At 70.8% G+C, this 23,521-nt stretch carries 22 protein-coding genes; 14 read left to right on the top strand and 8 right to left on the bottom strand.

The genetic code is table 11. The features are described from left to right. Positions 1-214: 214 nt before the first annotated feature. The 3 genes from OG741_RS11825 to OG741_RS11835 all read right to left on the bottom strand — a co-directional run bounded on the left by OG741_RS11825 (position 215) and on the right by OG741_RS11835 (position 3,788). Positions 215-1,237, bottom strand: coding sequence for an endonuclease/exonuclease/phosphatase family protein (locus OG741_RS11825; protein ID WP_405596818.1), 1,023 nt, complete (start codon positions 1,235-1,237; stop codon positions 215-217). A 205-nt stretch (positions 1,238-1,442) separates the two neighbouring features. Then, positions 1,443-2,072: a TetR/AcrR family transcriptional regulator gene (locus OG741_RS11830; RefSeq protein ID WP_405605520.1), complete on the bottom strand. Its 630-nt coding sequence runs from the start codon at positions 2,070-2,072 to the stop codon at positions 1,443-1,445. 114 nt (positions 2,073-2,186) lie between these two features. Further along, a complete protein-coding gene (locus OG741_RS11835; RefSeq protein ID WP_405596819.1) occupies positions 2,187-3,788 on the bottom strand; it encodes an MFS transporter in 1,602 nt (533 codons plus the stop codon). 158 nt (positions 3,789-3,946) lie between these two features. Between OG741_RS11835 and panB the strand changes: the two genes are divergently transcribed. From panB to OG741_RS11855, 4 genes are all read left to right on the top strand, one after another. After that, positions 3,947-4,807, top strand: a complete 861-nt coding sequence (panB, locus tag OG741_RS11840; RefSeq protein WP_405596820.1) for a 3-methyl-2-oxobutanoate hydroxymethyltransferase — start codon at positions 3,947-3,949, stop codon at positions 4,805-4,807. A gap of 179 nt (positions 4,808-4,986) precedes the next feature. Next, a complete protein-coding gene (locus OG741_RS11845) occupies positions 4,987-5,358 on the top strand; it encodes a cupin domain-containing protein (protein ID WP_405596821.1) in 372 nt (123 codons plus the stop codon). Between the two features lie 89 nt (positions 5,359-5,447). After that, positions 5,448-6,440, top strand: a complete 993-nt coding sequence (locus tag OG741_RS11850; RefSeq protein WP_405596822.1) for an ATP-binding cassette domain-containing protein — start codon at positions 5,448-5,450, stop codon at positions 6,438-6,440. Next, complete coding sequence (locus OG741_RS11855; protein ID WP_405596823.1) at positions 6,437-7,291, top strand: ABC transporter permease; 855 nt, start codon at positions 6,437-6,439, stop codon at positions 7,289-7,291. The genes OG741_RS11850 and OG741_RS11855 overlap by 4 nt, the downstream gene beginning before the upstream one ends. Positions 7,292-7,304: 13 nt before the next feature. On the opposite strand, the gene OG741_RS11860 is transcribed toward OG741_RS11855, so the two are convergent. Further along, positions 7,305-10,613: an AfsR/SARP family transcriptional regulator gene (locus OG741_RS11860; RefSeq protein WP_405596824.1), complete on the bottom strand. Its 3,309-nt coding sequence runs from the start codon at positions 10,611-10,613 to the stop codon at positions 7,305-7,307. A gap of 148 nt (positions 10,614-10,761) precedes the next feature. On the opposite strand from OG741_RS11860, the gene OG741_RS11865 reads away from it, so the two are divergent. Further along, complete coding sequence (locus tag OG741_RS11865; RefSeq protein WP_405596826.1) at positions 10,762-11,565, top strand: site-2 protease family protein; 804 nt, start codon at positions 10,762-10,764, stop codon at positions 11,563-11,565. Here OG741_RS11865 and OG741_RS11870 read toward each other — a convergent pair. Both OG741_RS11870 and npdG read right to left on the bottom strand, forming a co-directional pair. Next, entirely contained in the window at positions 11,555-11,797 is a 243-nt protein-coding gene (locus tag OG741_RS11870) for a hypothetical protein (protein ID WP_266477073.1), read from the bottom strand. The two genes, OG741_RS11865 and OG741_RS11870, sit on opposite strands and share 11 nt — an antisense overlap. 24 nt (positions 11,798-11,821) lie before the next feature. Next, positions 11,822-12,535, bottom strand: a complete 714-nt coding sequence (gene npdG / locus OG741_RS11875; RefSeq protein WP_405596827.1) for an NADPH-dependent F420 reductase — start codon at positions 12,533-12,535, stop codon at positions 11,822-11,824. A gap of 94 nt (positions 12,536-12,629) precedes the next feature. On the opposite strand from npdG, the gene OG741_RS11880 reads away from it, so the two are divergent. Continuing rightward, the gene (locus OG741_RS11880) at positions 12,630-13,235 is read left to right on the top strand and encodes a hypothetical protein (protein ID WP_405596829.1); all 606 of its coding nucleotides are present in this window, start codon (positions 12,630-12,632) and stop codon (positions 13,233-13,235) included. 43 nt (positions 13,236-13,278) lie between these two features. After that, on the top strand, positions 13,279-14,562 hold the full coding sequence (locus OG741_RS11885) for an MFS transporter (protein ID WP_405596830.1): 1,284 nt from the start codon (positions 13,279-13,281) through the stop codon (positions 14,560-14,562). Positions 14,563-14,799: 237 nt separating this feature from the next. On the opposite strand, the gene OG741_RS11890 is transcribed toward OG741_RS11885, so the two are convergent. Beyond that, positions 14,800-15,033, bottom strand: coding sequence for a hypothetical protein (locus OG741_RS11890; protein WP_328678542.1), 234 nt, complete (start codon positions 15,031-15,033; stop codon positions 14,800-14,802). Between the two features lie 58 nt (positions 15,034-15,091). On the opposite strand from OG741_RS11890, the gene map reads away from it, so the two are divergent. Next, on the top strand, positions 15,092-15,949 hold the full coding sequence (map, locus tag OG741_RS11895; RefSeq protein WP_405596833.1) for a type I methionyl aminopeptidase: 858 nt from the start codon (positions 15,092-15,094) through the stop codon (positions 15,947-15,949). Between the two features lie 143 nt (positions 15,950-16,092). After that, a complete protein-coding gene (locus tag OG741_RS11900; protein WP_405596835.1) occupies positions 16,093-16,761 on the top strand; it encodes a heme oxygenase (biliverdin-producing) in 669 nt (222 codons plus the stop codon). On the opposite strand, the gene OG741_RS11905 is transcribed toward OG741_RS11900, so the two are convergent. Further along, positions 16,751-17,461, bottom strand: a complete 711-nt coding sequence (locus OG741_RS11905) for a PhzF family phenazine biosynthesis protein (protein ID WP_405596837.1) — start codon at positions 17,459-17,461, stop codon at positions 16,751-16,753. The two genes, OG741_RS11900 and OG741_RS11905, sit on opposite strands and share 11 nt — an antisense overlap. Positions 17,462-17,620: 159 nt before the next feature. Between OG741_RS11905 and OG741_RS11910 the strand changes: the two genes are divergently transcribed. The 5 genes from OG741_RS11910 to efeB all read left to right on the top strand — a co-directional run bounded on the left by OG741_RS11910 (position 17,621) and on the right by efeB (position 23,520). Further along, complete coding sequence (locus tag OG741_RS11910) at positions 17,621-18,697, top strand: hemin ABC transporter substrate-binding protein (protein WP_405596839.1); 1,077 nt, start codon at positions 17,621-17,623, stop codon at positions 18,695-18,697. A gap of 332 nt (positions 18,698-19,029) precedes the next feature. Then, positions 19,030-20,130: a FecCD family ABC transporter permease gene (locus OG741_RS11915; RefSeq protein WP_405605522.1), complete on the top strand. Its 1,101-nt coding sequence runs from the start codon at positions 19,030-19,032 to the stop codon at positions 20,128-20,130. Continuing rightward, positions 20,127-20,966: a heme ABC transporter ATP-binding protein gene (locus tag OG741_RS11920; RefSeq protein WP_405596840.1), complete on the top strand. Its 840-nt coding sequence runs from the start codon at positions 20,127-20,129 to the stop codon at positions 20,964-20,966. Before OG741_RS11915 ends, OG741_RS11920 begins: the two co-directional genes overlap by 4 nt. Before the next feature lie 150 nt (positions 20,967-21,116). After that, the gene (efeO, locus tag OG741_RS11925) at positions 21,117-22,256 is read left to right on the top strand and encodes an iron uptake system protein EfeO (RefSeq protein ID WP_405596841.1); all 1,140 of its coding nucleotides are present in this window, start codon (positions 21,117-21,119) and stop codon (positions 22,254-22,256) included. A gap of 13 nt (positions 22,257-22,269) precedes the next feature. Beyond that, entirely contained in the window at positions 22,270-23,520 is a 1,251-nt protein-coding gene (gene efeB, locus OG741_RS11930; RefSeq protein ID WP_405596842.1) for an iron uptake transporter deferrochelatase/peroxidase subunit, read from the top strand. Position 23,521 lies beyond the last annotated feature (1 nt).

Below are 23,521 nucleotides of genomic sequence, written 5' to 3' on the forward strand. Positions count from 1 at the left end.
CGGCGGGCTTTGCCCCCACCCCGCCCTCCCCCAGACTCCGTCCGGGGGGACCCCCAACCTCCCCGTATGCGACCTTCGGCCGCATGTCCTCAAACGCCGGACGGGCTGAAATTAGCCCCGCCGGCGTTTGAGGCGCGGGGGTCCGGGGGCAGCGCCCCCGCAAGGGGTCCGGGGCGGAGCCCCGGTTAAGGGAACGGGCGGGGCTGGGGAAAGCTCAAAGCCTGATGCGCGCCGCGATCGGCAAGTGGTCGCTGGCCGTCTGCGGCAGGGTCCAGGAAGACACCGGCTCCACGCCCTTCACCATGATCTGGTCGATCCGCGCCATCGGGAACGACGCCGGCCAGCTGAAGCCGAAGCCGTCCCCCGCCGCCCCCTGCGTGGAGCGCATCTGGGAGGTGATGGACCTCAACGAGCGGTCGTTCATCGTGCCGTTGAGGTCACCGAGCAGCACGATCTTGCCCGTACGGTCATGCGCGATCGCCTCGCCCAGCGCGTCCGCGCTGTTGTCGCGCTGGTTCGCGGTGAAGCCGGCGTTGAGCTTGACCCGTACCGACGGCATGTGCGCCACGTACACCGCGACCGCGCCCTCGGGCGTCCGCACCGTGGAGCGCATCGCGCGTGTCCAGCCCATCCGGATGTCCACGGGAGCCGTGTCGGTCATCGGGTACTTGCTCCACAGCCCCACCGTGCCCTGCACGGAGTGGTACTTGTACGTCCCGGCCAGCGCCTGTTCGTACGCGGTGACCTGACCCACCGGCAGTTCCTGCAGGGCCAGCAGGTCCGCGCCCGACGCGGCGACCTTCTTGGCCGTGCCCTCGGGGTCGGGGTTGCCCGCGTTGACGTTGTGCGTGGCGACGGTCAGATTGCCGGTTCCGCCCGACTTGTCGGCGATCAGGCCGCCGAAGAGATTGAGCCAGACGATCGACGGCAGCAGCAGGGCGATCAGCGCGGTGGCCGAACGCCGCGCCACGGCGACAACCAGGATCACCGGGATGAACACGGCGAACCATGGCAGAAAGGTCTCGCTCAGACTGCCCAGGTTGCCGATGCGGTTGGGGACTTGCGCGTGCAGGATCATCAACAGCGCGATCAGTACGGCGAGTGCGGCGAGCACGAGGCCGCGCCGCCAGATGCCGGAGTCGCCGCGCCAGCCGTCGAGCAGGCGCCGGAACCGGGCTCCGGTGCGCCCGTTCTGGGGGCTGCCGTTACCGGTCTCCGTCTTGTACGCCTGCACCATGAAGCTTTCCTCACTGCCTTGCCGTCACACCAACCTCGCCGTCGACACTAGGCGATGACGGGCGTTTCGCCGCCGTCGCCGGACGGCCGTTCTGCCTCGATGACGACAGGACGGCGTACGGGGTTCCTCGTATCGGGCCAGGTGAGGGCGCTGTGACAGAACCCGCACACTCCGGGCAGTGGGCCGGACGGCGGTTCTGGGCGCTTCAGCGTGGCGGGCGTACGCCCTGGAGCACCGCGTCCACGATCCGTTCCGCACCGCCCTCTGCGGGTGTGCCTTCGGGGCGCAGGACCGTGCGGACCAGCATCGGTCCCACGAACAGGTCGCCGAGGAGTTCGATGTCGATGTCGGAGCGGATCTCGCCGCTCTCGATGCCGCGGCGCAGGACGGCCTCCATGAGTTCACGGCGGGGGGCGACTGCGGTGCGGTGGTACAGCTCCCACAATTGGGGATAGTTCTGCATCTGCGCGAAGACGTTGTGCAGGAGCGTGGAGGACCGCTTGGCGAGACCGCGCCGGCGCATTATCTCGACGAGCGCGACCAGGTCGTCGCGCACGGAGGTACCGGGCAGGGGCGGAGCGACCGGTTCCATGGAACGTACGACGTCGAGAAGGAGGGCTTCCTTGCCTTCCCAGCGGCGGTAGATGGTGGCCTTGCCGACCCCGGCGGTGCGGGCGATGCGCTCGATGGACAGCTCGGATATGGGGACGCCTTCTTCGAGGAGCCGCACGACGGCTTCGACGATGGACCGCTCGGCCGCCTCGCTGCGGGGCCGCCCTCGCCTTGGGGTCTTGCGCTGTTCCGCCCGCTGCCGCACCATCTGCTGCCGCTCCATCTGCTGCTGCTCCCTCACGGACGTTCGCTGCCGCCCTCGTCCGTCCTTCCGATTCTCCCCGCCGCCCCGGAGCCCGGGTCGGCTCCGGGCGGAGGGTTCGCGCGCACCGGGCGCTCAGTCGCGCGCCGCCGTCTCCGGGACGCGTTCGGGTTCCGGGCGGTCCGGTCCCGCGCCCGGTCGGCCGGGCAGGAACGCCCCCACCACCACGGCACCGACGACGGCGATGGCCGCCGAGCAGAGTGACGTCAGATGCATGGCGTCGAGGAAGGCCTCGTTCGCCGGGCCGATCAGTGCCTTGCCCGCCGGGCCGAGCCTCTCCGCCGCGGCGAGGGTGGCCTCGATGGACTCACCCGCGGCATACCGTGCCCCCGCGGGCAGCGCGCCGAGGTGCTCCTCGATCCCGCTGCGGTAGTGCGTGGCCAGCAGCGAGCCGAGTACGGCCACCCCGAGCGCGCCGCCGATCTGGCGGAAGGTGTTGTTGACGGCGCTGCCCGAGCCGGCTTTCTCCTGCGGCAGCAGCCGCACCACCAGGTAGGTCACCGGCGTGGAGACGTGTGCCATGCCCAGGCCCTGGGCGAGGAAGGCGATCTCGATCGCCCATACCGGGGTCGAGGTGTCGAACAGCGCGAACGCCCCGAACCCTGCCGCGATCAGCAGCATGCCCGCCGCACAGGTGACCCGGGTACCGAACCGGGCCACGGCCAGCCTGGCCCGCGGCGCGAAGACCATCTGCGCCGCGGCCATCGGCAGGATCAGCAGCCCGGCCCGCAGTGCGCTGTAGCCGCGCACGCTCTGCAGATAGAACGCGGAGAAGAAGGTCAGGCCCATGAGGGCGAAGAAGACGAGCGCGACCGCGGCGACGGCTGCGGAGAAGGCGGGCTTCTTGAAGTACCCCATGTCGAGGGCGGGATGCCTGCTGCGCTTCTCGTGGAGGACGAAGCAGACGAGCACGGCGAGCCCCAGGACCACCGGGCCCACCACGGACCGGGCCGTGAAGTCGCCCAGCTCGCCGGCGTGGATGATCCCGTACACCAGCAGCAGCATGCCGACGATCGACAGCACGACGCCGAGGGGGTCGAGCCCGCCGGGGTTCGGGTCCATGGAGTCCGGCACCAGAAGTGCGACGCAGACCAGGGCGATGATGACGACGGGCACGTTGATCAGGAAGATCGAGCCCCACCAGAAGTGGTCGAGGAGCAGTCCGCCGGTGACCGGGCCGACGGCGATCGCGACGCCGACGCTGCCCGCCCAGATCCCCATGGCTTTGGGCTGCTCGTCACGCTCGAAGACGTGCACCAGCACGGCGAGCGTGGCAGGCATCACAAAGGCGGCGCCGAAGCCCATCAGCGCCCGGTAGGCCACGAGCTCGGCGGGTGAGCCGGACAGCGCGGCGAGTGCCGAGCCGAAGCCGAAGAGGAAGGTGCCGAAGAGCAGGACCTTCTTGCGGCCAATCCGGTCGCCCACCAGGCCGGCGGTGAACAGCATCCCGGCGAGGACGAGCGTGTAGGAGTTCATCGCCCATTCGAGCTCGCTCTGGGTGGCGCCGAGGCCGTGCGGCGGTGGGCTGGCGATCGTTTTGACCGCCACGTTCAGGATGGAGTTGTCCAGCACGACGATGATCAGGCTGAACATCAGGACCGTGAGGATCGCCCACCTGCGGCGGTGCACGGCTTCGGGAATCCGCGGCGGGGCGGGTCTGCCGGACGGGGTCGTCATGGGGGCAGCGTAACTCAATTTCGATACGACACCGTCTCGTATCGAAAACCAGGAGAACGTGACGGATCCCCTTCCGCGCGGGCGGCACGAGGTGCCACCATGGAGGCGGTCCGGGGACGCCGTCAGGGCGCCTCGAGATGACGAAGGAGCCGTTAGCCATGACGCTTCAGGCTGCCCAGAAGCCCACCGACAGCAGCAAGGCGCTGTACGGCGGCAAGGGCACTCGCCGCATCACGGTCCACGACATCGCCACCGCCAAGGAACGCGGCGAGAAGTGGCCGATGCTCACCGCTTACGACGCGATGACCGCGTCCGTCTTCGACGAGGCCGGCATCCCGGTCATTCTCGTCGGCGACTCCATGGGCAACTGTCACCTCGGTTACGACACCACCGTGCCGGTCACGATGGACGAGATGACCATGCTCTCCGCCGCGGTCGTACGGGGCACCAGGCGTGCCCTGGTCGTCGGCGACCTCCCCTTCGGCTCGTACCAGGAAGGCCCTGTACAGGCGCTGCGCAACGCCACCCGGCTGGTCAAGGACGCAGGCGTCGGCGCGGTCAAGCTGGAGGGCGGCGAGCGCTCGCTGGGCCAGACGGAGCTGCTGGTGCAGGCCGGCATCCCGGTCATGTCGCATCTGGGCCTCACCCCGCAGTCCGTCAACACCATGGGCTACCGGGTGCAGGGCCGCGGCAACGAGGATGCGCACCGGCTGCTGCGCGACGCCAAGGCGGCACAGGACGCCGGCGCCTTCGCGGTCGTCCTGGAACTCGTACCGGCCGAGCTGGCCGCCGAGGTCACCCGCAGCCTGCACATCCCGACCATCGGCATCGGCGCGGGCGCCGACACGGACGCCCAGGTGCTCGTCTGGACCGACATGGCGGGCCTGACGGGCGGCAAGGTGCCGCGCTTCACCAAGCAGTACGCCAACCTCCGCGAGACGCTCGGCGACGCCGCGAAGGCCTTCGCCGACGATGTGGTCGGCGGGGCGTTCCCGCAGGAGGAGCACACCTTCCACTGAGCCACCTTCCACTGAGCCATCTCCGGCACCACCGACAGCCCGCCGACATCCCCCATCGGCGGGCTGTCGTCCTGTCGTCCGGCATGCGTGCCCCGAAGTCCCGGAAGGCCTCCGGGGGCCCCGACGCGTAGCCTTGAAATGGACTCGGGGCTTGCATCACCCGCCTGGAGGCTGTCGTCATGGCCGGAATCGTGCGCAAGACCTTCGACTCCCCGGAAGAGACCCGTCCCTTCGGGGAGGGAACCGGGAGGCTCGACCTCCTCACCACTGAAAGCGGTCCGCAGGTCGGCCGGGCCGTGTTCGAGCCGGGCTGGAAGTGGTCCAAGCACATCAAGCCCATCGCCGGCACCGACAGCTGCCAGTCGCACCATCTGGGCTATGTCCTCAGCGGCCGGATGAAGGTCGTCATGAACGAGGGCGAGAGCGCCGAGATAGGCCCCGACGAGTTCATCGACATCCAGCCCGGCCACGACGCCTGGGTGGTCGGCGAGGAGCCCTGCGTCGTGCTCGACTGGGCCGGTTTCGTCGACTACGCCAAGCCCGCATCCTGACCTGCCCTTTCCTGGGCGTCGGCAGGCTGTAGCCCGCCTGTCGGCGGCTTGTCGGCGGCTTGTCGGCGGCGCCCGTCATCGTGGACGGCATGACGCGAATCGACAAGAACGCCGTCGAGGTACGAGGCCTCGTCAAGCATTACGGCGACACCAAGGCGCTGGACGGGGTGGACCTCGATGTCCGCGAGGGCACCGTCCTCGGTGTCCTCGGCCCCAACGGCGCCGGCAAGACCACGCTCGTCCGCTGCCTGTCCACCCTCATCACCCCGGACTCCGGCCATGCCGTCGTCGCGGGCTACGACGTGGTGAAGCAGCCGCGGCAGCTGCGCCGCACCATCGGACTCACCGGCCAGTACGCCTCGGTCGACGAGAAGCTGTCCGGCTGGGAGAACCTCTACATGATCGGGCGGCTGCTCGATCTGCCCCGCAAGGACGCCCGCCGCCGCGCCGACGAGATGCTGGAGCGGTTCTCGCTCACCGACTCGGCGAAGCGGCCGGCGATGCAGTATTCCGGCGGTATGCGGCGGCGGCTCGACCTGGCCGCCTCGATGATCGGCAGCCCGTCCGTGCTCTATCTCGACGAGCCGACGACCGGCCTCGACCCGAGGACCCGCAACGAGGTCTGGGACGAGGTGCAGCGGATGGTCGCGGAGGGGGCGACCGTCCTGCTCACCACCCAGTACATGGAAGAGGCCGAGCAGTTGGCGAGCGAGCTCACGGTCATCGACCGCGGGCGCGTCATCGCCAACGGCCGCGTCGACGAGCTCAAGGCGAAGGTCGGCGGCCGCACCCTGCAGATCCGGCCCAGCGATCCGGCGCAGCTGTCCGCCATGGCCCGCGCGCTCGGCGAGTCCGGTCTCGACGGGATCGCCGGGGCGACGGTCGTCCCCGACGAGGGTCTGCTGTACGTACCGATCCTGAGCGATGCGCAACTGACCGCGGTCGTGGGGCTGTTGGGTACGCACGGTTTCGGCATCGCGCACATCGGAACCCATCTGCCCAGCCTGGACGAGGTGTTCCTGGCCATCACGGGCGAGAAGACGACCGTGTCCGACACGATTCCCGAGGAGGTCGCCGCATGAGTACGGCCACTGCCACCACCGCTCAGTCGCCCGCTCCCGCGCCCGCCCCGGTCAAGAACGCGTCGGTCGGCGAGGGCCGGATCGGCCTGCGGGGCAATCTGCGGCACATCGGCGCGCTGGTGCGCCGCAACGCCCTGCAGATCAAGCAGGACCCGGAGTCGATGTTCGACGCCGTGCTGATGCCGGTCATCTTCATTCTGCTGTTCGTGTACGTCTTCGGCGGCGCGATCTCCGGCAAGGGCAACCAGCAGGAGTACGTCAACTACGTGGTCCCCGGCATGATGGCGATGATGGGCATGAACATCGCCATGGCTGTCGGCACCGGCGTCAACGACGACTTCAAGAAGGGCGTGATGGACCGCTTCCGGTCCATGCCGATCGCCCGCTCCTCGGTCCTCATCGCAAAGATCGTGGTCGAGGTCGGCAGGATGCTGATCGCCACGACCATCCTGCTCTCCATGGGCTTCCTGCTCGGCCTTCAGATCCACACCTCGGTGCTCGAACTCCTCGCCGCGGTCAGCCTCTCCATGGTCTTCGGCGCCTCGCTGATGTGGATCTTCATTCTGCTCGGTCTCAGCATGAAGACGGCCCAGGCCGTCCAGGGGGTGGCCATGATGGTGCTGATGCCTCTGCAGTTCGGCTCGTCGATCTTCGCCCCGCCGACCACGATGCCCGGCTGGCTGCAGACCTTCACCGACTACAACCCGCTGTCCAATCTGGCGGACGCGGCCCGGAACCTGATCAACGGCGGCCCGGTCGCCCACTCCGTGTGGATGACGCTCGGCTGGTCGGCGGCGATCACTCTGGTCACGGCGCCGCTCGCGGTCGCCAAGTTCCGTAAGAAGATCTGATCCTGACGCGGGGTCACACCAGGGCGGCGGCCTCCTCCAGGGTGAGGCCGCCGCCTTCGGCGTAGGCGCTCTCGTACGCCGCGTCCCCCAGCGCGGCGCGGACCGCCGCCTCGGAATCGGTCCGGCTCTCGCGCTCGTAGCGGGGCGAGAAGTGGCCCGGCGGCAGCAGGGCGTCGGACGCTCCGAGTATCCGCGCCGCGTCCGGGGCCCGGTCCGGGTGCCTCAGGGCCAGCGCCCCGGCAGCCGTCACCAGGTGCAGCGAGGGCATCTGCGGAGCGACCATCAGGGTCAGCGGGTCCCGCGCCTTCTCCAGCGCGTGGCGTGCCCTGCTCAGGGACAGCTCGTAGTCGCCGTCGACGAGGTCGAGCCGGGCGAGGAAGCCGGTGATCATGCCTTCGAAGATCGCCATGGTCGCGGACTGGAACTGCGTCAGCAGCACGTCGACCTCGGCACGCGCCTCGGGGACGCGGCCGGTGCGTCCCAGCCACAGCGCGAGGTACAGCCGGGCGAAGACCGTCGAGTCCCGGCCCGCTCCCCTGCCGTCGGCCAGCACGTCACGGATCAGGGCCTCGCCCCGCTCGCTCTCCCCCATCTCCAGCAGGATGCCGCCGAGACGGGAGCGCAGCACCGCCGTCTGGGCCTGGGCACCGACCTGCTCCGCGTATCCGATGGCGGCCGTGAAGTCCTCGGCGGCGAGCGGGTATTCGCCGCGGTTCTCGCGCGCCTCGCCGCGCGCGGACAGGGCCTCTGCCGCACCGAAGGCATCGCCGATCCGGGTGAAGATCTCCAGGGCCTCCTCAGCGTCGCGGGCCGCGTCACCGGCCCACTCGCTGCGGTTGGCAAGCACATTGGCCCGCGCCTGGAGCGAAACGGCAAGCTCCCACTCGTATGCGAACGCGCGGCAGGCCTCGGTGGTCTTGTCGAGCAGGATCTTGAGCTGCGCGACCTCTCCGGTCATCACGACGGCGAAGAACCAGAGCGAAGCCGGGGGGCGGCAGGTCTGCGGCAGCCCCGGCCGATAGGCCTCGGTGATCCTGCGCAGCCGCTCCATTTTCTCCGGCGTCGTCCACTCGTCGACGTCGTAGTCCATGAACACCATCCGGATCAGCGCGGCGCCGCGCCGGGCCTCCTGGAGCAGCTCGGGCGACATGGGCGGCGGCGCGTCCGTGAACCGTTCGGTGATCGGCGGGGCGGGCTCGACGGGCGGCGCGAAGGGGTCGGGGCCGAGCTCGCCGGCGGCCGTGGCCCAGTGCCGGGCCTCGGTGCGCAGATCCCGCATCTGCCAGTACCAGGACAGGCAAACGACGAGGAACAGCGCCTCCTGCTCGTCGCGGGCGGCGACGGCGTGGCGCAGCGCGGTGCGCAGATTCTCGTACTCGAGCTGAAGCAGGTCCAGGGCGGCGCGCTGGCCGTGGCCGCGCAGCAGCGGGTCGGTGACGCGTGCCAGCTCCCGGTAGTGGACCAGGTGCCGCCGCTCCACGGCGGTGCGTTCGGCGGCCTGGTCGAGGCGTTCGGCGGCGTACTCTCCGACGGTTTCGAGCAGGCGGTAGCGCATCTGGCCGTCGGGGGTGGGTGCGGCGACGACGAGCGACTTGTCGATGAGGGATCCAAGGACGTCGGCGACATCGAGGTCGGCGTCCGGTTCCGCGCAGACCGCCTCCGCGGCGGCGAGGTCGCAGCCGCCCGCGAAGACGGACAGCCGCGGCAGTACGGCGCGTTCGGCGTCGTCGAGGAGGTCCCAGGACCAGTCGACGACGGCCCGCAGGGTCTGCTGGCGCGGCAGTACGGTACGGCTGCCGCTGGTCAGCAGGCGGAAACGGTCGTCCAGCCGGTCGGCGATCTGGCGCGGGGTGAGCATCCGCAGGCGGGCGGCGGCGAGTTCGATGGCGAGCGGCAGCCCGTCGAGCCGGTGACAGATCTCGGCGGCGGCCTCCGGGTCGTCCTCGGTACGGAAGCCGGGCCTGGCCGCGGCGCCGCGTTCGGCGAGCAGGCGCAGCGCCATGGGGTCCGGCAGCGGGTCCACGGGGCGCACCAACTCGCCCGGCACGCCGAGCGGTTCACGGCTGGTCGCCAGCACCGTGACGCCCGGGCAGCTTTCGAGCAGCCGCTCGGCGAGGGCGGCGGCGGCGCCGACGACATGCTCGCAGTTGTCGAGGAGCAGGAGCATACGGCGGCGCGCGCAGTGCTCGGTCAGCCGCAGGACGGCGTCGTCACTGTGCCCCTCCGCGGCCCTCAACTCCTCGGCACCGGCGCCGCGCAGCACGGTCTCGCGCGCTCCGAGCGCGCTGAGGACGGCCTCCGGGACGGTCTCCGGGTCGTCCACGGGCGCGAGTTCGGCGAGCCAGACCCCGTCGGGCCACGGGCTCTCTCCGGTCGCGGCGACCCGCTCGGCGGCCTCCTGCGACAACCGGGTCTTCCCGGCGCCGCCGGGCCCGAGCAGCGTGACGAGCCGGGCGGCGGCGAGGTCGCGGTGGATGGCCTCGATGTCGGCGTCGCGCCCGACGAAGGAGGTCAGGCGGGCGCGCAGGTTGCCGGGGTTGTACGGCCGCTGCGCGGGCACCGGCGGCATGCCCGCGGCGCGGGCCGTCGCGGGCGGGGCTGCGCTGGAAAGCAACTCCCCGTGCATCGCCCGCAGTTCATGACCCGGGTCCGCCCCCAGGCTGTCCGCCAGCAGCCGCCGTACCTCCTCGTACGCCGCCAGCGCCTGTGCCGCCCGCCCCGCGTCCCGCAGCGCCCGCAGGCGCAGCACCTGGAGGCGTTCGTCCAGCGGGTGCGCCTCGCACAGCGCGGCGAGCTCCGGCAGCGCCTCCTCCGCGCGGCCGAGCGCGAGCGCCGCCGCGAGCCGGGCCCTGCGTGCGTCCAGGCGGCGGGCCTCCCAGCGTGCCGCCTCGGACGTGCGGTCCGGAAGGTCGGCCAGCACCGGCCCCTGCCACAGCGCCAGCGCGTCGTCGAGCAGCGCCGCCGCCTTGACCGCGTCGCCCTCGTTCAGCGCCCGCACCCCCTCCCCCGCGATCCTGTCGAACCGGTGCAGGTCCACGTCGTCGACCGTGGCGCACAGCCGGTATCCGCCGCTGTCCGCCGAGGCGACCGCCGCGTGCCCCAGCGCGCGCCGCAGCCGCCCGACGAGCGCCTGGACGGCGCCCACCGCGTCCGCGGGCGGATCGCCGTCCCATACTTCGCCGACGAGTACGCCGACCGGGACCGTACGCCCGGCGCGCAGGGCCAGGACGGTCAGCAGCGCGCGCAGGCGCGCACCGCCGAGGGCGACGGGGGTGCCGTCGTCGTGAAGTGCCTGAGTGGTGCCGAGTACCCGATAGTGCACCCGCCCATTGTCACCCGGTGCCGAACCTGGCCCGCGCAGCAGGAACCCCCGCGCACCCCCGGGACGTTCTCCCCACGTCACCGGTACGGTCGATCCCGCACGTCCCTCCCCCTACGGGTGGACCCCCCAGCCCTCAGGAGCCGCACCCATGACCACCGCCACCTCCCGCCACAGCGACCGGCGCATCAGTCCGGTGTTCCTCGGGATCGTCGCCGTGATGGCGGTCACCGGGTGGGCGGTGTGGACGGACTTCGCGGCGAGCCCCGGCGTGGCCGTGTTCCTGTTCGTCACGTCGGCATGGATCGTCTCGCTGTGTCTGCACGAGTACGCGCACGCCCGCACGGCGCTGCACAGCGGGGACATCTCCATCGGTACCAAGGGGTACTTGACGCTCAATCCGCTCAAATACACGCATGCGCTGCTGAGCATCGTGCTGCCGGTGCTGTTCGTGATCATGGGCGGCATCGGTCTGCCGGGTGGCGCGGTCTTCATCGAGCGGGGCCGTATCCAGGGCCGCTGGAAGCACAGTCTGATCTCCGCGGCGGGGCCGCTGACGAATGTGCTGTTCGCGCTCGTGTGCACCGCGCCGTTCTGGCTGCACGCGCTGGACGGGGTGCCGATGGTCTTCCGCTTCGCGCTCGCGTTCCTGGGGCTGCTCCAGATCACGGCCGCGATCTTGAACTTCCTGCCGGTGCCCGGGCTCGACGGCTACGGCGTGATCGAGCCGTGGCTCTCGTACAAGATCCGCCGCCAGGTCGAGCCGTTCGCGCCCTTCGGGCTGCTCGCGGTCTTCGGCGTGCTGTTCATCCCCGAGGTGAACCTCGCGTTCTTCGAAGCGATCGACACGATCCTGCGGGGGCTCGGCATCAGCGAGGTGGAGACGTACTGCGGTCAGGAGTTCTACCGCTTCTGGCAGACGGACGCGAGGTGCGAGGCGATCGTCAGCCAGTAGCCCCGCGAGCCGCGCGCTCCACCTTCGCCCGGCGCAGGTAGTACCAGGTCATGTTCGACGCGAGCCCGGCGAGCAGCACCCATACGATCCCGAGCCAGCTGCCCTGCGCGAAGGACACGACCGCTGCCGCGACGGCGAGGATGCAGACGACGAGGGAGTACAGAGCGAGGCGGGGCATGGGGTAGGGCTCCTGTCCGGGTACTGATGGCATACGCCGTCCAGTGTCCCCCATCCCCCCGCCTGCCCCCGTCACCGGCTACACGTCGGTGACGCGCAGCCCCGCGTGCGCCTTGTAGCGGCGGTTCACCGAGATCAGATTGGCGACCAGCGACTCGACCTGGTGGGCGTTTCGCAGCCGGCCCGCGAAGACTCCGCGCATGCCCGGGATGCGGCCCGCCAGCGCCTGCACGATGTCGGTGTCCGCGCGTACCTCGCCCATCACCATCACATCGGTGTCGATCTCCTCGATCGACTCGTCCTGCAGCAGTACCGCGGACAGATGGTGGAAGGCGGCGGTCACCCGCGAGTCCGGCAGCAGGGCCGCGGCCTGCTCGGCGGCGCTGCCCTCCTCCGGCTTGAGTGCGTACGCGCCCTTCTTGTCGAAGCCGAGCGGGTTGACGCAGTCGACGACGAGCTTGCCCACCAGCTCCTTCTGCAGCGTCTCCAGGGTCTTGGCGTGCCCGTCCCACGGCACGGCCACGATCACCACATCGCTGCGCCGGGCGCACTCGGCGTTGTCGGCGCCCTCGATACCGAGGCCGAGCTCGGCGGCCGCCGTCTCGGCGCGCTCCACGGCGCGGGACCCGATGATCACCTTCTGGCCCGCCCTGGCCAGCCGGTAGGCGAGCCCGCGGCCCTGGTCGCCGGTTCCGCCGAGCACGCCGACGACCAGCCCGGATACGTCGGGAAGGTCCCAGGGGTCCTTGGCCGGGGCCTTCGGCGCGGTGCCTGCGCTGTCACGAGAAGTCATGCGCCCGACCCTACTTCCTGGTCTCGGCACCCGATCGGGTGAGCCGGTGGCAATCCGGCCCGCCCGGTTCGGCCGTCGTGCACGATGCGGGGCCATGGATGCTGTACGCGTCGCCCTGCTGCGGGAAGTCCTGGCCGGTACGGAGTGGCCCGCGGCGACCCGGCGCTTCGCCGGGACGCTGCGCTCGTCGGTCGTGCCGCAGGGCGGCGGGCTGCTGCTGGTCGGGACCGAGGAGTACGAGCCGTGGCATCTGGCCGCGCATCTCGTGGACGAGGCGGCCTGGTCGGGACAGCCGGAGCTGACGCCGACGCTGGTACGGCACCGGGTGCGGCCCGGGGACCCCGCCCAACTGGCCGTCGGGCTCGGCAGGCTGCAGGCGGCGCGCCGCGGCGAGACCCTGCTGGTGGTGGCACCTACCCGGCCGGACGCGGGGCTTCTTGAACGGGTGCACGACGCACGGCGGGCCGGGGCGACGGTGCTGGCGCTGGACGGCGGGGACGCGGAGGTGCACGGCCTGGCGCACGAGGCGCTGACGGTGAGCGACCGGGTGGACGAGGTCGACATCGACACCGTGCAGCATCTGGTCAGTGCGGCGGCGGGCGAGAACGTACTGCCCGCGGCGCGCGGGCGGCGACGGCTCAGGGACCGGCTCTCGCGGCTCGCCGACCAGCTGACGTCGCCGCCGCCCGCGCGCTGGTAATTCGGTTGCCGGGGGCGACGAGGGGCGCGGACGATGACCCCTCGTGACCTCCAAGCTCTCCTCCGTACTGCCCGACCTGTCGCCGTGGCGGTCCTCCCGCGACTTCCGGCTGCTGTGGATCCAGGGCCTTGTCACGTACTTCGGCAGCTTCATGGCGATGATCGCCCTGCCGCTCCAGATCAAGGAGCTCACGGACTCACCGCTCGCGGTCGGTGCGATGGGCGCGGTGGAGCTGGTCCCGCTGGTGGTCTTCGGCCTGTACGGAGGGGCGCTGGCGGATGCGGCCGACCGCCGCAAACTGATCCTCGGCACCGAGGCGGGCCTCGGCCTGCTGGCGGTGATCCTGCTGGTGAACGCGCTGCTGCCCGACCCGATGCTCTGGCCGCTGTACCTGGTCGCGGCAGGCGTCTCCGCGCTCGCCGGTCTGCAACGCCCGGCGCTGGACTCGCTGATGGCCCGCATCGTCCCGCATGACCAGCTGACGGCGGCGGCCGCGCTCAACGCCCTGCGCTGGCAGCTCGGCGCGATCGCGGGTCCCGCGCTGGCGGGTCTGGTCGTGGCGTACGCGGGTCATGCACCCGCGTACGCGATCACGGTCCTCGGCTTCGTCGCGTCCGTACTGCTCTGTCTGCGCCTGGCCGCGGCGCCGCCCGCGCACGACGCGGACAAGCCGTCGCTGCGGGGGATCGCCGAGGGGGCGCGCTATGCGTGGTCGCGTCCGGTGCTGCTCGGGACGTACGCGATCGACCTGGCCGCGATGTTCTTCGCCTTCCCGAACACGATCTTCCCGTTCCTCGCGGACGACCTGGACGCGCAGTGGGCGCTCGGCCTGATGTATGCGGCGGGCTCGGTCGGCTCGGTGGTGCTCAGCCTGACCAGCGGCTGGACGTCCCGCGTGCGACGGCACGGCTTGCTCGTCGTCTTCGGCGCGGCGGGCTGGGGCCTGGCGATCGCTGCTGCGGGCTGGTTCTCGAACGTCTGGCTCGTGCTGCTGTGCCTCACCTTCGCGGGCGCCGGCGACATGCTGAGCGGCCTGGGCCGCTCGACCATCTGGAACCAGACGATCCCGGAGGAGCTGCGCGGCCGGCTGGCGGGCATAGAGGTGCTCTCGTACAGCGTCGGCCCCCAACTGGGCCAGGTCCGCGCGGGCACGATGGCGGGCTGGACGGGGACGCGCGCGGCGATCTGGAGCGGGGGCGTGGCGTGCGTGGCCTCGGTGGGGCTGCTGGCGGGGGCGATGCCGGGGCTGCTGAGGTACGACGCGGACACGGACGAGGACGCGGCGCGCAGGCGTGCGCAGCGCGAGGAGGCGGCGGTGCGGGCCTGACCGCCTGCGGCGGGCCTTGTCCCCTACCCGCCCCTTCCCGAACTGGGGCTCCGCCCCAGACCCCGTACGCGCTTCGCGCGTGTCCTCAAACGCCGGACGGGCTGAACGTGCGGCCGCGCCGCACAATCCAGCCCCGCCGGCGTTTGAGGCGCGCGGAGGTTGGGGGTCCCCCCGGACGGAGTCTGGGGGAGGGCGGGGTGGGGTGAAGCCCCGCGCAGCGGCACCGCACCCGCACCGCTACGCCGAGTCGTCCTCACCCCTGCCCGCCCCGTCGTGCCACCGCGGATCCGTCTCCCACTCCAGATTCCGCTCCCGCGCCGTCTCCATCGCCTGCTCCGCCTCCCCGCGCGTCGCGTACGGGCCGAAGCGGTCCTTCGCCGGGCACTCCGGGCCCTCTTCGACCTTCTTGTGCTCCAGGCAGTAGTACCACTCGCCCGGTTTTCCGACCGTGCGCTTCTTGAACAGGGCCATCGTGGGCTCCTTCCTCTCCCGCCATGCTGCCCCACACGTCCTGGTTAGACTCGCTGGCATGTCTGGCCAGTCGCTGCTCGTACCAGGGGAGCTCTCTCCCATCCGATCCGTCCCCGGAAACATCCGGCGCCCCGAGTACGTCGGGAAGCCCGCGCCGACGCCGTACACCGGGCCGGAGGTCCAGGACTCCGACACCGTCGAGCGGATGCGCATCGCCGGCCGTATCGCCGCGCAGGCGATGGAGGAGGCCGCCAAGCACATCTCGCCCGGCGTGACCACGGACGAACTGGACCGGGTCGCGCACGAGTTCATGTGCGACCACGGCGCGTACCCCTCCACCCTCGGCTACCGCGGCTTCCCCAAGTCCCTGTGCTCCTCGATCAACGAGGTCATCTGTCACGGGATTCCGGACTCGACCGTCCTGCGCGACGGCGACATCGTGAACCTCGACGTCACCGCGTACATCAACGGCGTGCACGGCGACAACAACGCCACCTACCTCTGCGGCGACGTCGACGAGGAGTCGCGCCTGCTCGTCGAGCGGACCCGGGAGTCCCTCAACCGGGCCATCAAGGCGGTCAAGCCGGGCCGCCAGGTCAATGTCATCGGGCGGGTCATCGAGTCGTACGCCAAGCGCTTCGGCTACGGCGTGGTCCGCGACTTCACCGGGCACGGGATCAACTCGTCGTTCCACTCCGGGCTGATCATCCCGCACTACGACGCGGCGCACGCGACCACAGTCATCCAGCCGGGCATGACCTTCACCATCGAGCCGATGCTCACGCTGGGCACGCACGAGTACGACATGTGGGACGACGGCTGGACCGTGGTGACCAAGGACCGGAAGCGGACGGCCCAGTTCGAGCACACGCTGGTGGTGACCGAAAACGGGGCCGAAATTCTCACGTTGCCGTGATCGCTTCGAGGAGTAGGGTTTTTACCGACAGGACGTCGGGAACACATCGACTTAGGTAAGCCTAAGTAGGAAGGCCGGTCGCGGCAAGCCCCAGCGCCGCCATCGCTTCCTTTCCCGTCACCATCGGTCCCTGGAGGCCCGCCGTGGACGCCACCACAACGTCCGGTACGCCCTTCTCGACGGTCATCCGTGTCGCCTCGCACGAGCAGCACACCGAGGCGGAGACCTCGACCTTCATGAGCGACCTGCTCGGCGGCCGGCTGGGCATGACGGCGTACGCGCGCTACACCGAGCAGCTGTGGTTCGTGTACCGGGCGCTGGAGGATGGCGCCGAGTCGCTCAGGGACGACCCGGTCGCGGGGCCCTTCATCCGGCCGGAGCTGATGCGTACGGCCGAGCTGGAGCGAGATCTGGCGCACCTGAGGGGCGCGGACTGGCGCGATGAGCTCGCGCCGCTGCCCGCCACCGTCGCGTACGCCGAGCGGGTCGCGCAGTGTGCGCGCGACTGGCCCGCGGGCTACGTTGCGCACCACTACACCCGCTACCTCGGGGATCTCTCCGGCGGCCAGATCATCCGCGACAAGGCGGAGAAGACCTGGGGCTTCACCCGCAAGGGCGACGGGGTGCGGTTCTACGTCTTCGAGCAGATCCCCAACCCGGCGGCGTTCAAGCGGAGTTACCGCGAGCTGCTGGACGCGGTGAACGCGGACGATCTGGAGAAACAGCGGATCGTCGACGAGTGCAAGAAGGCGTTCGACTACAACGGCGCGGTGTTCCGGGAGCTCGGAGCGGAGTTCCCGCTCAGCGCATAGCGGGAACGGGTGCCGCGAGGCGTACGCGGCCACCGATCTCGATCGTGCCGTCGGGGCCGGGGGCGGTGAGGATCTGCGAACCCCGGCCCTGCGTGATGTTCAGCGCCCGCCCCAGCCGGTCGGTGAGCAGCAGTGCGGCGGCGCCGGTCGCCTCGTCCTCGTCGATACCGTCGCCCCGCCCGGGAAAGGCCCGCGCCCGGACCCGGCCGGCGGCCTCGTCCTCCCACGCCCACGCGTACAGCCTCCCCCAGACTTCGTCCGGGGGGACCCCCATCTCGCTGCGCTCGCCGGCCGGCGGCACCTCCAGCGCATCGACCTCGGCGGCCGAGGCGTACTGCCGGAGCGTGCGCGGCGGCGCCCACTCGGCGCGCGCCGTGATCCAGGTGAACTCCCCGTCCTGGCTGACCCACACCTCACCCGCGGGAGGGTTCACCACCTCCAGATCGAGCAGCCAGGCCGCGCCGACGAGGGGATGTCCGGCGAAGGGGAGCCGGAGGCCGGGGGTGTAGATGTCGACGACGCCGCGCTCGGGGTCGTCGACGAACACCGTCTCACTGAAGCCCAGCTCGGCGGCGAAAGCCTGCCGCGACGCCCGGTCGGGAAAGGCGCGGGGGTCGCGGACGACACCGAGGGTGTTGCCGTGGCGGCCGTCGGCGCCGCAGAAGACCTGAAGTACGTCGAGCACGTCGCGTTGGTTCACCCCGACATTGAAGCAAGTCACTTCAAGCCAGTGACGGCGGATTGCGCGAACGCGGCGATTCACGACCTGGTTGATTAGGTAAGGCTAACCTAAACTGACGGTGACTCGGGCCGAAAGACCTCCCTCCACGCGAAGGCCCACTGGACAGCACGGCACCCCATGGCAGACTGCGGCCGACCGCTGTTAGACAACGAACAAGAGGAAGGTGCATCGGTGCGCACAACTCGCCTTGCGGGTGCGGTGATTGCCGTGCTCGCTCTCGCCCTGACGGCCGGTGGATGCGGCAGTACGGACGACGCCGGACCGACCACGAAGGGGAAGCCGGCCGGGGCCCGGGCCGCCGCCGCACCGGACCGGGTCGAGCCACTGGCCGCGGCACCGAAGCCACAGGTGCCGGTCACCGTGACATCGGCGGACGGGAAAAAGGTCACTGTCGCATCGACCGAGCGGATCGTGCCGCTGACACCGGCGCTGAGCGAGACCGTCTTCACCCTCGGCTTCGGAAAACAGGTCGTCGCCCGCGACAACGCGACGACCTTCGAACAGGCCAAGAAACTCCCCGTGGTGACACGCGCTCACAACGTCTCGGCGGAGAGCGTGCTCTCGCTGAAGCCGACCGTCGTCCTCGCCGAGACCCTGACCGGCCCGGCCGAGGCCATCGGCCAGATACGCGACGCGGGCGTCCCGGTCGTGCTGGTCAAGCCGGGCAAGAGCCTCGCCGACGTGGGGCCGCGGATCGACGCGGTCGCGGCGGCGCTGGGCGTCACGTCGGCGGGCGACGAGCTGAAGACGCGCACGCAGACCCGTATCGACGCGGTCCAGAAGAAGATTCCGCAGCCGAAGGAAGGCAAGAAGCAGCGGGTCGCGTTCCTGTACCTCCGCGGCTCGGCGTCCGTCTACCTGATCGGCGGCGCCGAATCGGGAGCGACGTCACTGCTGGAGGCGGCGGGCGCGGTGGACGCGGGCAAGGAGTCCGGCCTGACGAAGGACTTCACGCCGATCACCAGCGAGGCGCTGGCCAAGGCCGCGCCCGACGCGCTTCTGGTGATGGCGGACGGGCTGGAGTCGGTGGGCGGCGTCGACGGGCTGCTCAAGATTCCGGGCGTGGCGCAGACGCCGGCGGGCATGGACCGCAGGGTCGTCTCGGTCGACGACGGGGTGATCCTGAACTACGGGCCGCGGACGGATCAGGTGCTACGGACGCTGGTCGACCAGCTTTACGCGAACGGAAGCTGAGGATGTCGTCGACGTCTGCGGAGGAGGCCCGGGCGGTGCCTGGGCCTCCGGCCTCCGAGCGGGGCGGTGCGGTGGCGGGCGATGCGGCGCCGGGCCGCCCCGAGCCGGGTAGCCCGGAGCCCAATCCGCCCGCGCCGAACGGGACTTCCCGCACTGTGGCCGCCGCGGACCCGGCCGACGCCGCGTCCAAGTCCGCGCCTGCGGCGGGCCTGTTCCCCACCCCGCCCTCCCCCAGACTCCGTCCGGGGGGACCCCCAACCTCCTGCGCCTCAAACGCCGGCGAGGCTGATTGTTCCGCCGGACCGGCTGAATCCTCCGCCGTCGGGGCTGAAATTTCCGCCGGACCGGCGGCTGAAGGTTCCCCCCAAGGGGCTGACCCTTCCGCCGGACCGGCCGAAAAGCCCGTCCCACGCAGGACATACCTCCTCACCGGGTCCCTCGTACTCTCCCTCCTCGTCCTCTCCCTTCTCTCCGCCGGGCTCGGCGCCTACGACATCCCCCTCGGCGATGTCGTCTCCTCCCTCCAGCACCGCGTCGGGCTCGGCGGACACGCCCTCGATCGTGTCGGCGAGAGCGTCCTGTGGAATGTCCGGCTGCCGCGCGTCGTGCTCGCGCTGCTCGTCGGGGCCTCCCTCGGGTGTGCCGGGGCCCTGATGCAGGGTGTCTTCGGCAATCCGCTCGCCGAGCCCGCCATCATCGGGATCGCCTCCGGCGCGGCCGTCGGCGCCGTCGGGGCCGTTGCGCTCGGGCTGAGTTTTCTCGGGAACTGGACCGTGACCGCCTGCGCGTTCGTCGCCGGGCTGGTGACCGTCCTCGTCGTGTACTCCCTGTCCCGTTCGGGCGGCAAGACCGAGGTCGTCACACTCATCCTCACCGGCATCGCCGTGAACGCCTTCGCCGGCGCCCTCATCGGGATTTTCATCTTCTTCGCGGACAACGCCCAGATCACCCAGATCACCTTCTGGCAGCTCGGCTCGCTCTCGCAGTCGACCTGGCCGAGGGTGCTCGCCGTACTGCCGTGCGCCGTCGCCGGGCTCGCCGTCGCGCCGTTCTACGCACGCAAACTGGACCTGCTCGCCCTCGGCGAACGACCCGCCCGGCACCTCGGTGTCGACGTCGAGCGGCTCCGTATCGCCCTCGTGCTCGTCGTCGCGCTGCTCACCGCCGCCGCCGTCGCCGTGGCGGGGATCATCACCTTCGTCGGCCTGCTCGTGCCGCATCTGCTGCGGATGGCGCACGGCTCCGGTCACCGTTATCTCATTCCGGGCAGCGCGCTCGGCGGTGCGCTGATGCTGGTCGCGGGCGACCTCGCCGCGCGGACCGTCGCCGAGCCCGCGGAGCTTCCGCTCGGCGTGCTCACCGCACTGTTCGGCAGCCCGTTCTTCTTCCTGCTGCTGCGCAGGACCCGTCGCAAGCAAGGGGGTTGGGCATGAGGGCCCTCAAGCGTCTCTTCGCCGCACACGGGCGCGAACTGCCCGCTCCTCCCGCCCCAGGCAGCCCGCTCGTCGAGGCGCGCGGCCTCCATGTGCGGCTCGGGCAGCGTGAGGTGCTCGGCGGTGTCGATCTCGCCGCCCACCCCGGCGAGGTGCTCGCGCTGGTGGGGCCCAACGGCGCAGGGAAGTCGACGATGCTCGCCGCCCTCGCCGCGGATCTGCCCGCGGCGCGGGGCGAGCTGCGGATCGCGGGACGCCCGGCCGCCGAGCTGTCGGCACCCGAACTCGCCTTGCGCCGCGCCGTGTTGCCCCAGTCGGCCACCCTGTCCTTCCCCTTCCCGGTGGAGGACGTCGTACGGATGGGCCGCGCGCCCTGGGCCGGTACCGCCCTGGAGGAGCATGACGACGCGGCCGTCGCCGAGGCGATGGCCGCCACCGAGGTGGCGGGCTTCGCGGCGCGGCCCTTCTCCGCACTGTCCGGCGGCGAGCGCGCCCGCGTCGCCCTCGCCCGCGTACTCGCCCAGCGGGCACCCCTGTTGCTGCTCGACGAGCCGACCGCCGCGCTCGATCTGCGCCACCAGGAGCTGGTGCTCCGCGTCTGCCGGGAGCGCGCCGCGGCCGGGGACGCCGTCGTCGTCGTACTGCACGATCTCGGGCTGGCCGCCGCGTACGCGCACCGGGTCGCCGTGCTGCACGCCGGACGGATCGCGGCCGAGGGTCCCCCCGGGACAGTTCTGGACGACAAGATGCTCAGCCGGGTCTACCGGCAGCCGGTCGAGGTGCTGCCGCATCCGCGGACCGGTGCGCCGCTGGTCGTCCCGAGGAGGGGGGTGTGACATTCGCTTGACCCTGTCGTGACGGTGCCGTGTCCGTACCCCACATGTGAGAGCTACATCACTGGACGGGTGGGTATCGGTGAGGTAAGCCTCGGTTAAGTTAGGTCCGCCTCACCCTCGTACCCCGTACTCGTCCTCTGTGGAGCCCGTATGCGACCCGTCCGTCTGTCCGTCGTCACCGCCGCCGCGACCGTGGCGGCTTTGACCGCCGTCACGGGATGCTCCGAGAAGAGCGACGCCAAGGGTTCCGACGGCGCCGTGTCGGTCACCGCGAAGGACGACTCCTGCGAGGTGTCGAAGAAGGAGTTCCCGGCCGGCCATGTCGAGCTGGCCATCGAGAACAAGGGCAGCAAGGTCACCGAGGTCTACCTCCTCTTCCCCGACGACCGCATCGTCTCCGAGCGCGAGAACATCGGCCCCGGCACCAAGCAGAAGCTCACCGCCGAGGTGAAGGCGGGCGACTACGAGATCGCCTGCAAGCCCGGCATGAAGGGCGACGGCATCCGCCAGAAGGTCACCGTCACCGGCGGCAAGGCCGCCAAGCGCAGCCCCGAGATGGACAAGGCCGTCGCCGAGTACCGCACCTATGTGCAGGCCCAGGCCGACGAGACGCTGCCCAAGGTCAAGGTCTTCACGGACGCCGTCAAGGCGGGCGACATCGAGGCCGCGAAGAAGGCGTACGCCGACTCCCGTATCGGCTGGGAGCGCACCGAGCCGGTCGCCGAGTCCTTCGGTGACATCGACCCGAAGGTGGACCTCCGCGAGGACGGCCTGGAGAAGGGCCAGAAGTGGACCGGCTGGCACACGCTGGAGAAGGCGCTGTGGCAGGACAAGAAGATCGGCGCCGCGGAGAAGACCCTCGCCACCACCCTCATCACCGACCTGACCGCCTGGCAGAAGCGGGTCGGCACGGCGGAGATCACGCCGACCTCCATGGCCAACGGCGCCAAGGAGCTGCTCGACGAGGTCGCCACCGGCAAGGTCACCGGTGAGGAGGAGCGCTACAGCCACACCGACCTGGTGGACTTCAAGGCGAACGTCGAGGGTGCGCAGAAGTCGTACGAGCTGCTCAAGCCGGTCGCGTCGAAGAACGACCCGAAGCTCGTCGCCGAGCTGGACAAGCAGTTCGCCGCGCTGAACAAGCTGCTCGACAAGTACCGCAAGAGCCCGGCCTCGTACGAGTTCACCTCCTACGACAAGGTCGGCAAGGCGGAGCGCAAGGAACTGTCGGACGGTGTCAACGCGCTGGCCGAGCCCCTGTCCAAGCTCGCCGCCGCCGTCGTGAAGTAAGGGGGGACCACAGATGTCCGAGGAGACCACCAACAGCCAGGCCCCGAGCCGTCGTTCGCTGATCGGCTGGGGCGGTGCGGGGCTCGCGCTCGGCGCCGCCGCGGCAGGCGGCGCCGCTGTCGCCATGACCCGCGAGGACACGGCCGTGCCCGCCGCCGAGAGCGGCGCGGCGGTGCCCTTCCACGGCGCGCACCAGGCGGGTATCGCCACCGCCGTACAGGACCGGCTGCACTTCGCGGCCTTCGACGTGAAGACGAAGGACCGTGCCGAGCTGGTCCAGCTGCTCAAGGACTGGACCCGGGCGGCGGAGCGGATGACGGCAGGACAGGCCGTCGGCGAGGGCGCGTTCGGCGGCCTCGACGAGGCGCCGCCGGACGACACCGGCGAGGCCCTCGGTCTCAAGCCGTCCCGCCTCACGCTCACCATCGGCTTCGGCCCGTCCCTGTTCGCCAAGGGCCGCTTCGGCCTGGAGGGCAAGCGCCCGGCGGCCCTGGTGGAGCTGCCGGTGTTCCCCGGCGACAATCTCGACCCGGCGCGCAGCGACGGCGACATCTGTGTGCAGGCCTGCGCGGACGACCCGCAGGTCGCCGTGCACGCGATCCGCAACCTCGCCCGGATCGGCTTCGGCAAGGTCGCGGTCCGCTGGTCGCAGCTGGGCTTCGGCAAGACCTCGTCGACGACGCCCGAGGCGCAGACCCCGCGCAACATGATGGGCTTCAAGGACGGCACCCGGAACATCGCCGGTACGGACAAGGCCGCGCTCGACAAGCACGTCTGGGTCTCCGAGAAGGAGGGTTCGGGCTGGCTGACGGGCGGCTCGTATCTCGTCGCGCGCCGGATCCGGATGAACATCGAGACCTGGGACCGTACGCCGCTCAAGGAGCAGGAAGACATCTTCGGCCGGGACAAGGGCGAGGGCGCGCCGGTCGGCAAGGCCAAGGAGCGCGACGAGCCGTTCCTGAAGGCGATGCTGCCGACCGCGCATGTGCGGCTCGCGCACCCGGACACCAACGGCGGCGCGAAGATCCTGCGCCGCGGCTACTCCTTCACCGACGGTACGGACGGTCTGGGCCGCTTGGACGCCGGGCTGTTCTTCCTCGCCTACCAGCGCGACGTCCACAAGGGCTTCATCCCTGTGCAGCGCAGTCTCGCGGGGAGCGACGTCCTCAACGAGTACATCCAGCACGTGGGTTCGGCGCTGTTCGCCGTCCCGCCGGGCGTCCGCGACAAGGACGACTGGTGGGGCCGGGCGCTGTTCTCCTGAC

It is taken from the genome of Streptomyces sp. NBC_01410, from assembly GCF_045040195.1.
In the GTDB taxonomy this organism is placed as follows: Bacteria; Actinomycetota; Actinomycetes; order Streptomycetales; family Streptomycetaceae; genus Streptomyces.

Coding starts and splice junctions, on each gene's coding strand:
- OG741_RS11825 (WP_405596818.1), bottom strand. CDS start 1,237: ATGGTGCAGGCGTACAAGACGGAGACCGGTAACGGCAGCCCCCAGAAC.
- OG741_RS11830 (WP_405605520.1), bottom strand. CDS start 2,072: ATGGAGCGGCAGCAGATGGTGCGGCAGCGGGCGGAACAGCGCAAGACC.
- OG741_RS11835 (WP_405596819.1), bottom strand. CDS start 3,788: ATGACGACCCCGTCCGGCAGACCCGCCCCGCCGCGGATTCCCGAAGCC.
- panB (WP_405596820.1), top strand. CDS start 3,947: ATGACGCTTCAGGCTGCCCAGAAGCCCACCGACAGCAGCAAGGCGCTG.
- OG741_RS11845 (WP_405596821.1), top strand. CDS start 4,987: ATGGCCGGAATCGTGCGCAAGACCTTCGACTCCCCGGAAGAGACCCGT.
- OG741_RS11850 (WP_405596822.1), top strand. CDS start 5,448: ATGACGCGAATCGACAAGAACGCCGTCGAGGTACGAGGCCTCGTCAAG.
- OG741_RS11855 (WP_405596823.1), top strand. CDS start 6,437: ATGAGTACGGCCACTGCCACCACCGCTCAGTCGCCCGCTCCCGCGCCC.
- OG741_RS11865 (WP_405596826.1), top strand. CDS start 10,762: ATGACCACCGCCACCTCCCGCCACAGCGACCGGCGCATCAGTCCGGTG.
- OG741_RS11870 (WP_266477073.1), bottom strand. CDS start 11,797: ATGGGGGACACTGGACGGCGTATGCCATCAGTACCCGGACAGGAGCCC.
- npdG (WP_405596827.1), bottom strand. CDS start 12,535: ATGACTTCTCGTGACAGCGCAGGCACCGCGCCGAAGGCCCCGGCCAAG.
- OG741_RS11880 (WP_405596829.1), top strand. CDS start 12,630: ATGGATGCTGTACGCGTCGCCCTGCTGCGGGAAGTCCTGGCCGGTACG.
- OG741_RS11890 (WP_328678542.1), bottom strand. CDS start 15,033: ATGGCCCTGTTCAAGAAGCGCACGGTCGGAAAACCGGGCGAGTGGTAC.
- map (WP_405596833.1), top strand. CDS start 15,092: ATGTCTGGCCAGTCGCTGCTCGTACCAGGGGAGCTCTCTCCCATCCGA.
- OG741_RS11910 (WP_405596839.1), top strand. CDS start 17,621: ATGGCAGACTGCGGCCGACCGCTGTTAGACAACGAACAAGAGGAAGGT.
- OG741_RS11920 (WP_405596840.1), top strand. CDS start 20,127: ATGAGGGCCCTCAAGCGTCTCTTCGCCGCACACGGGCGCGAACTGCCC.
- efeO (WP_405596841.1), top strand. CDS start 21,117: ATGCGACCCGTCCGTCTGTCCGTCGTCACCGCCGCCGCGACCGTGGCG.
- efeB (WP_405596842.1), top strand. CDS start 22,270: ATGTCCGAGGAGACCACCAACAGCCAGGCCCCGAGCCGTCGTTCGCTG.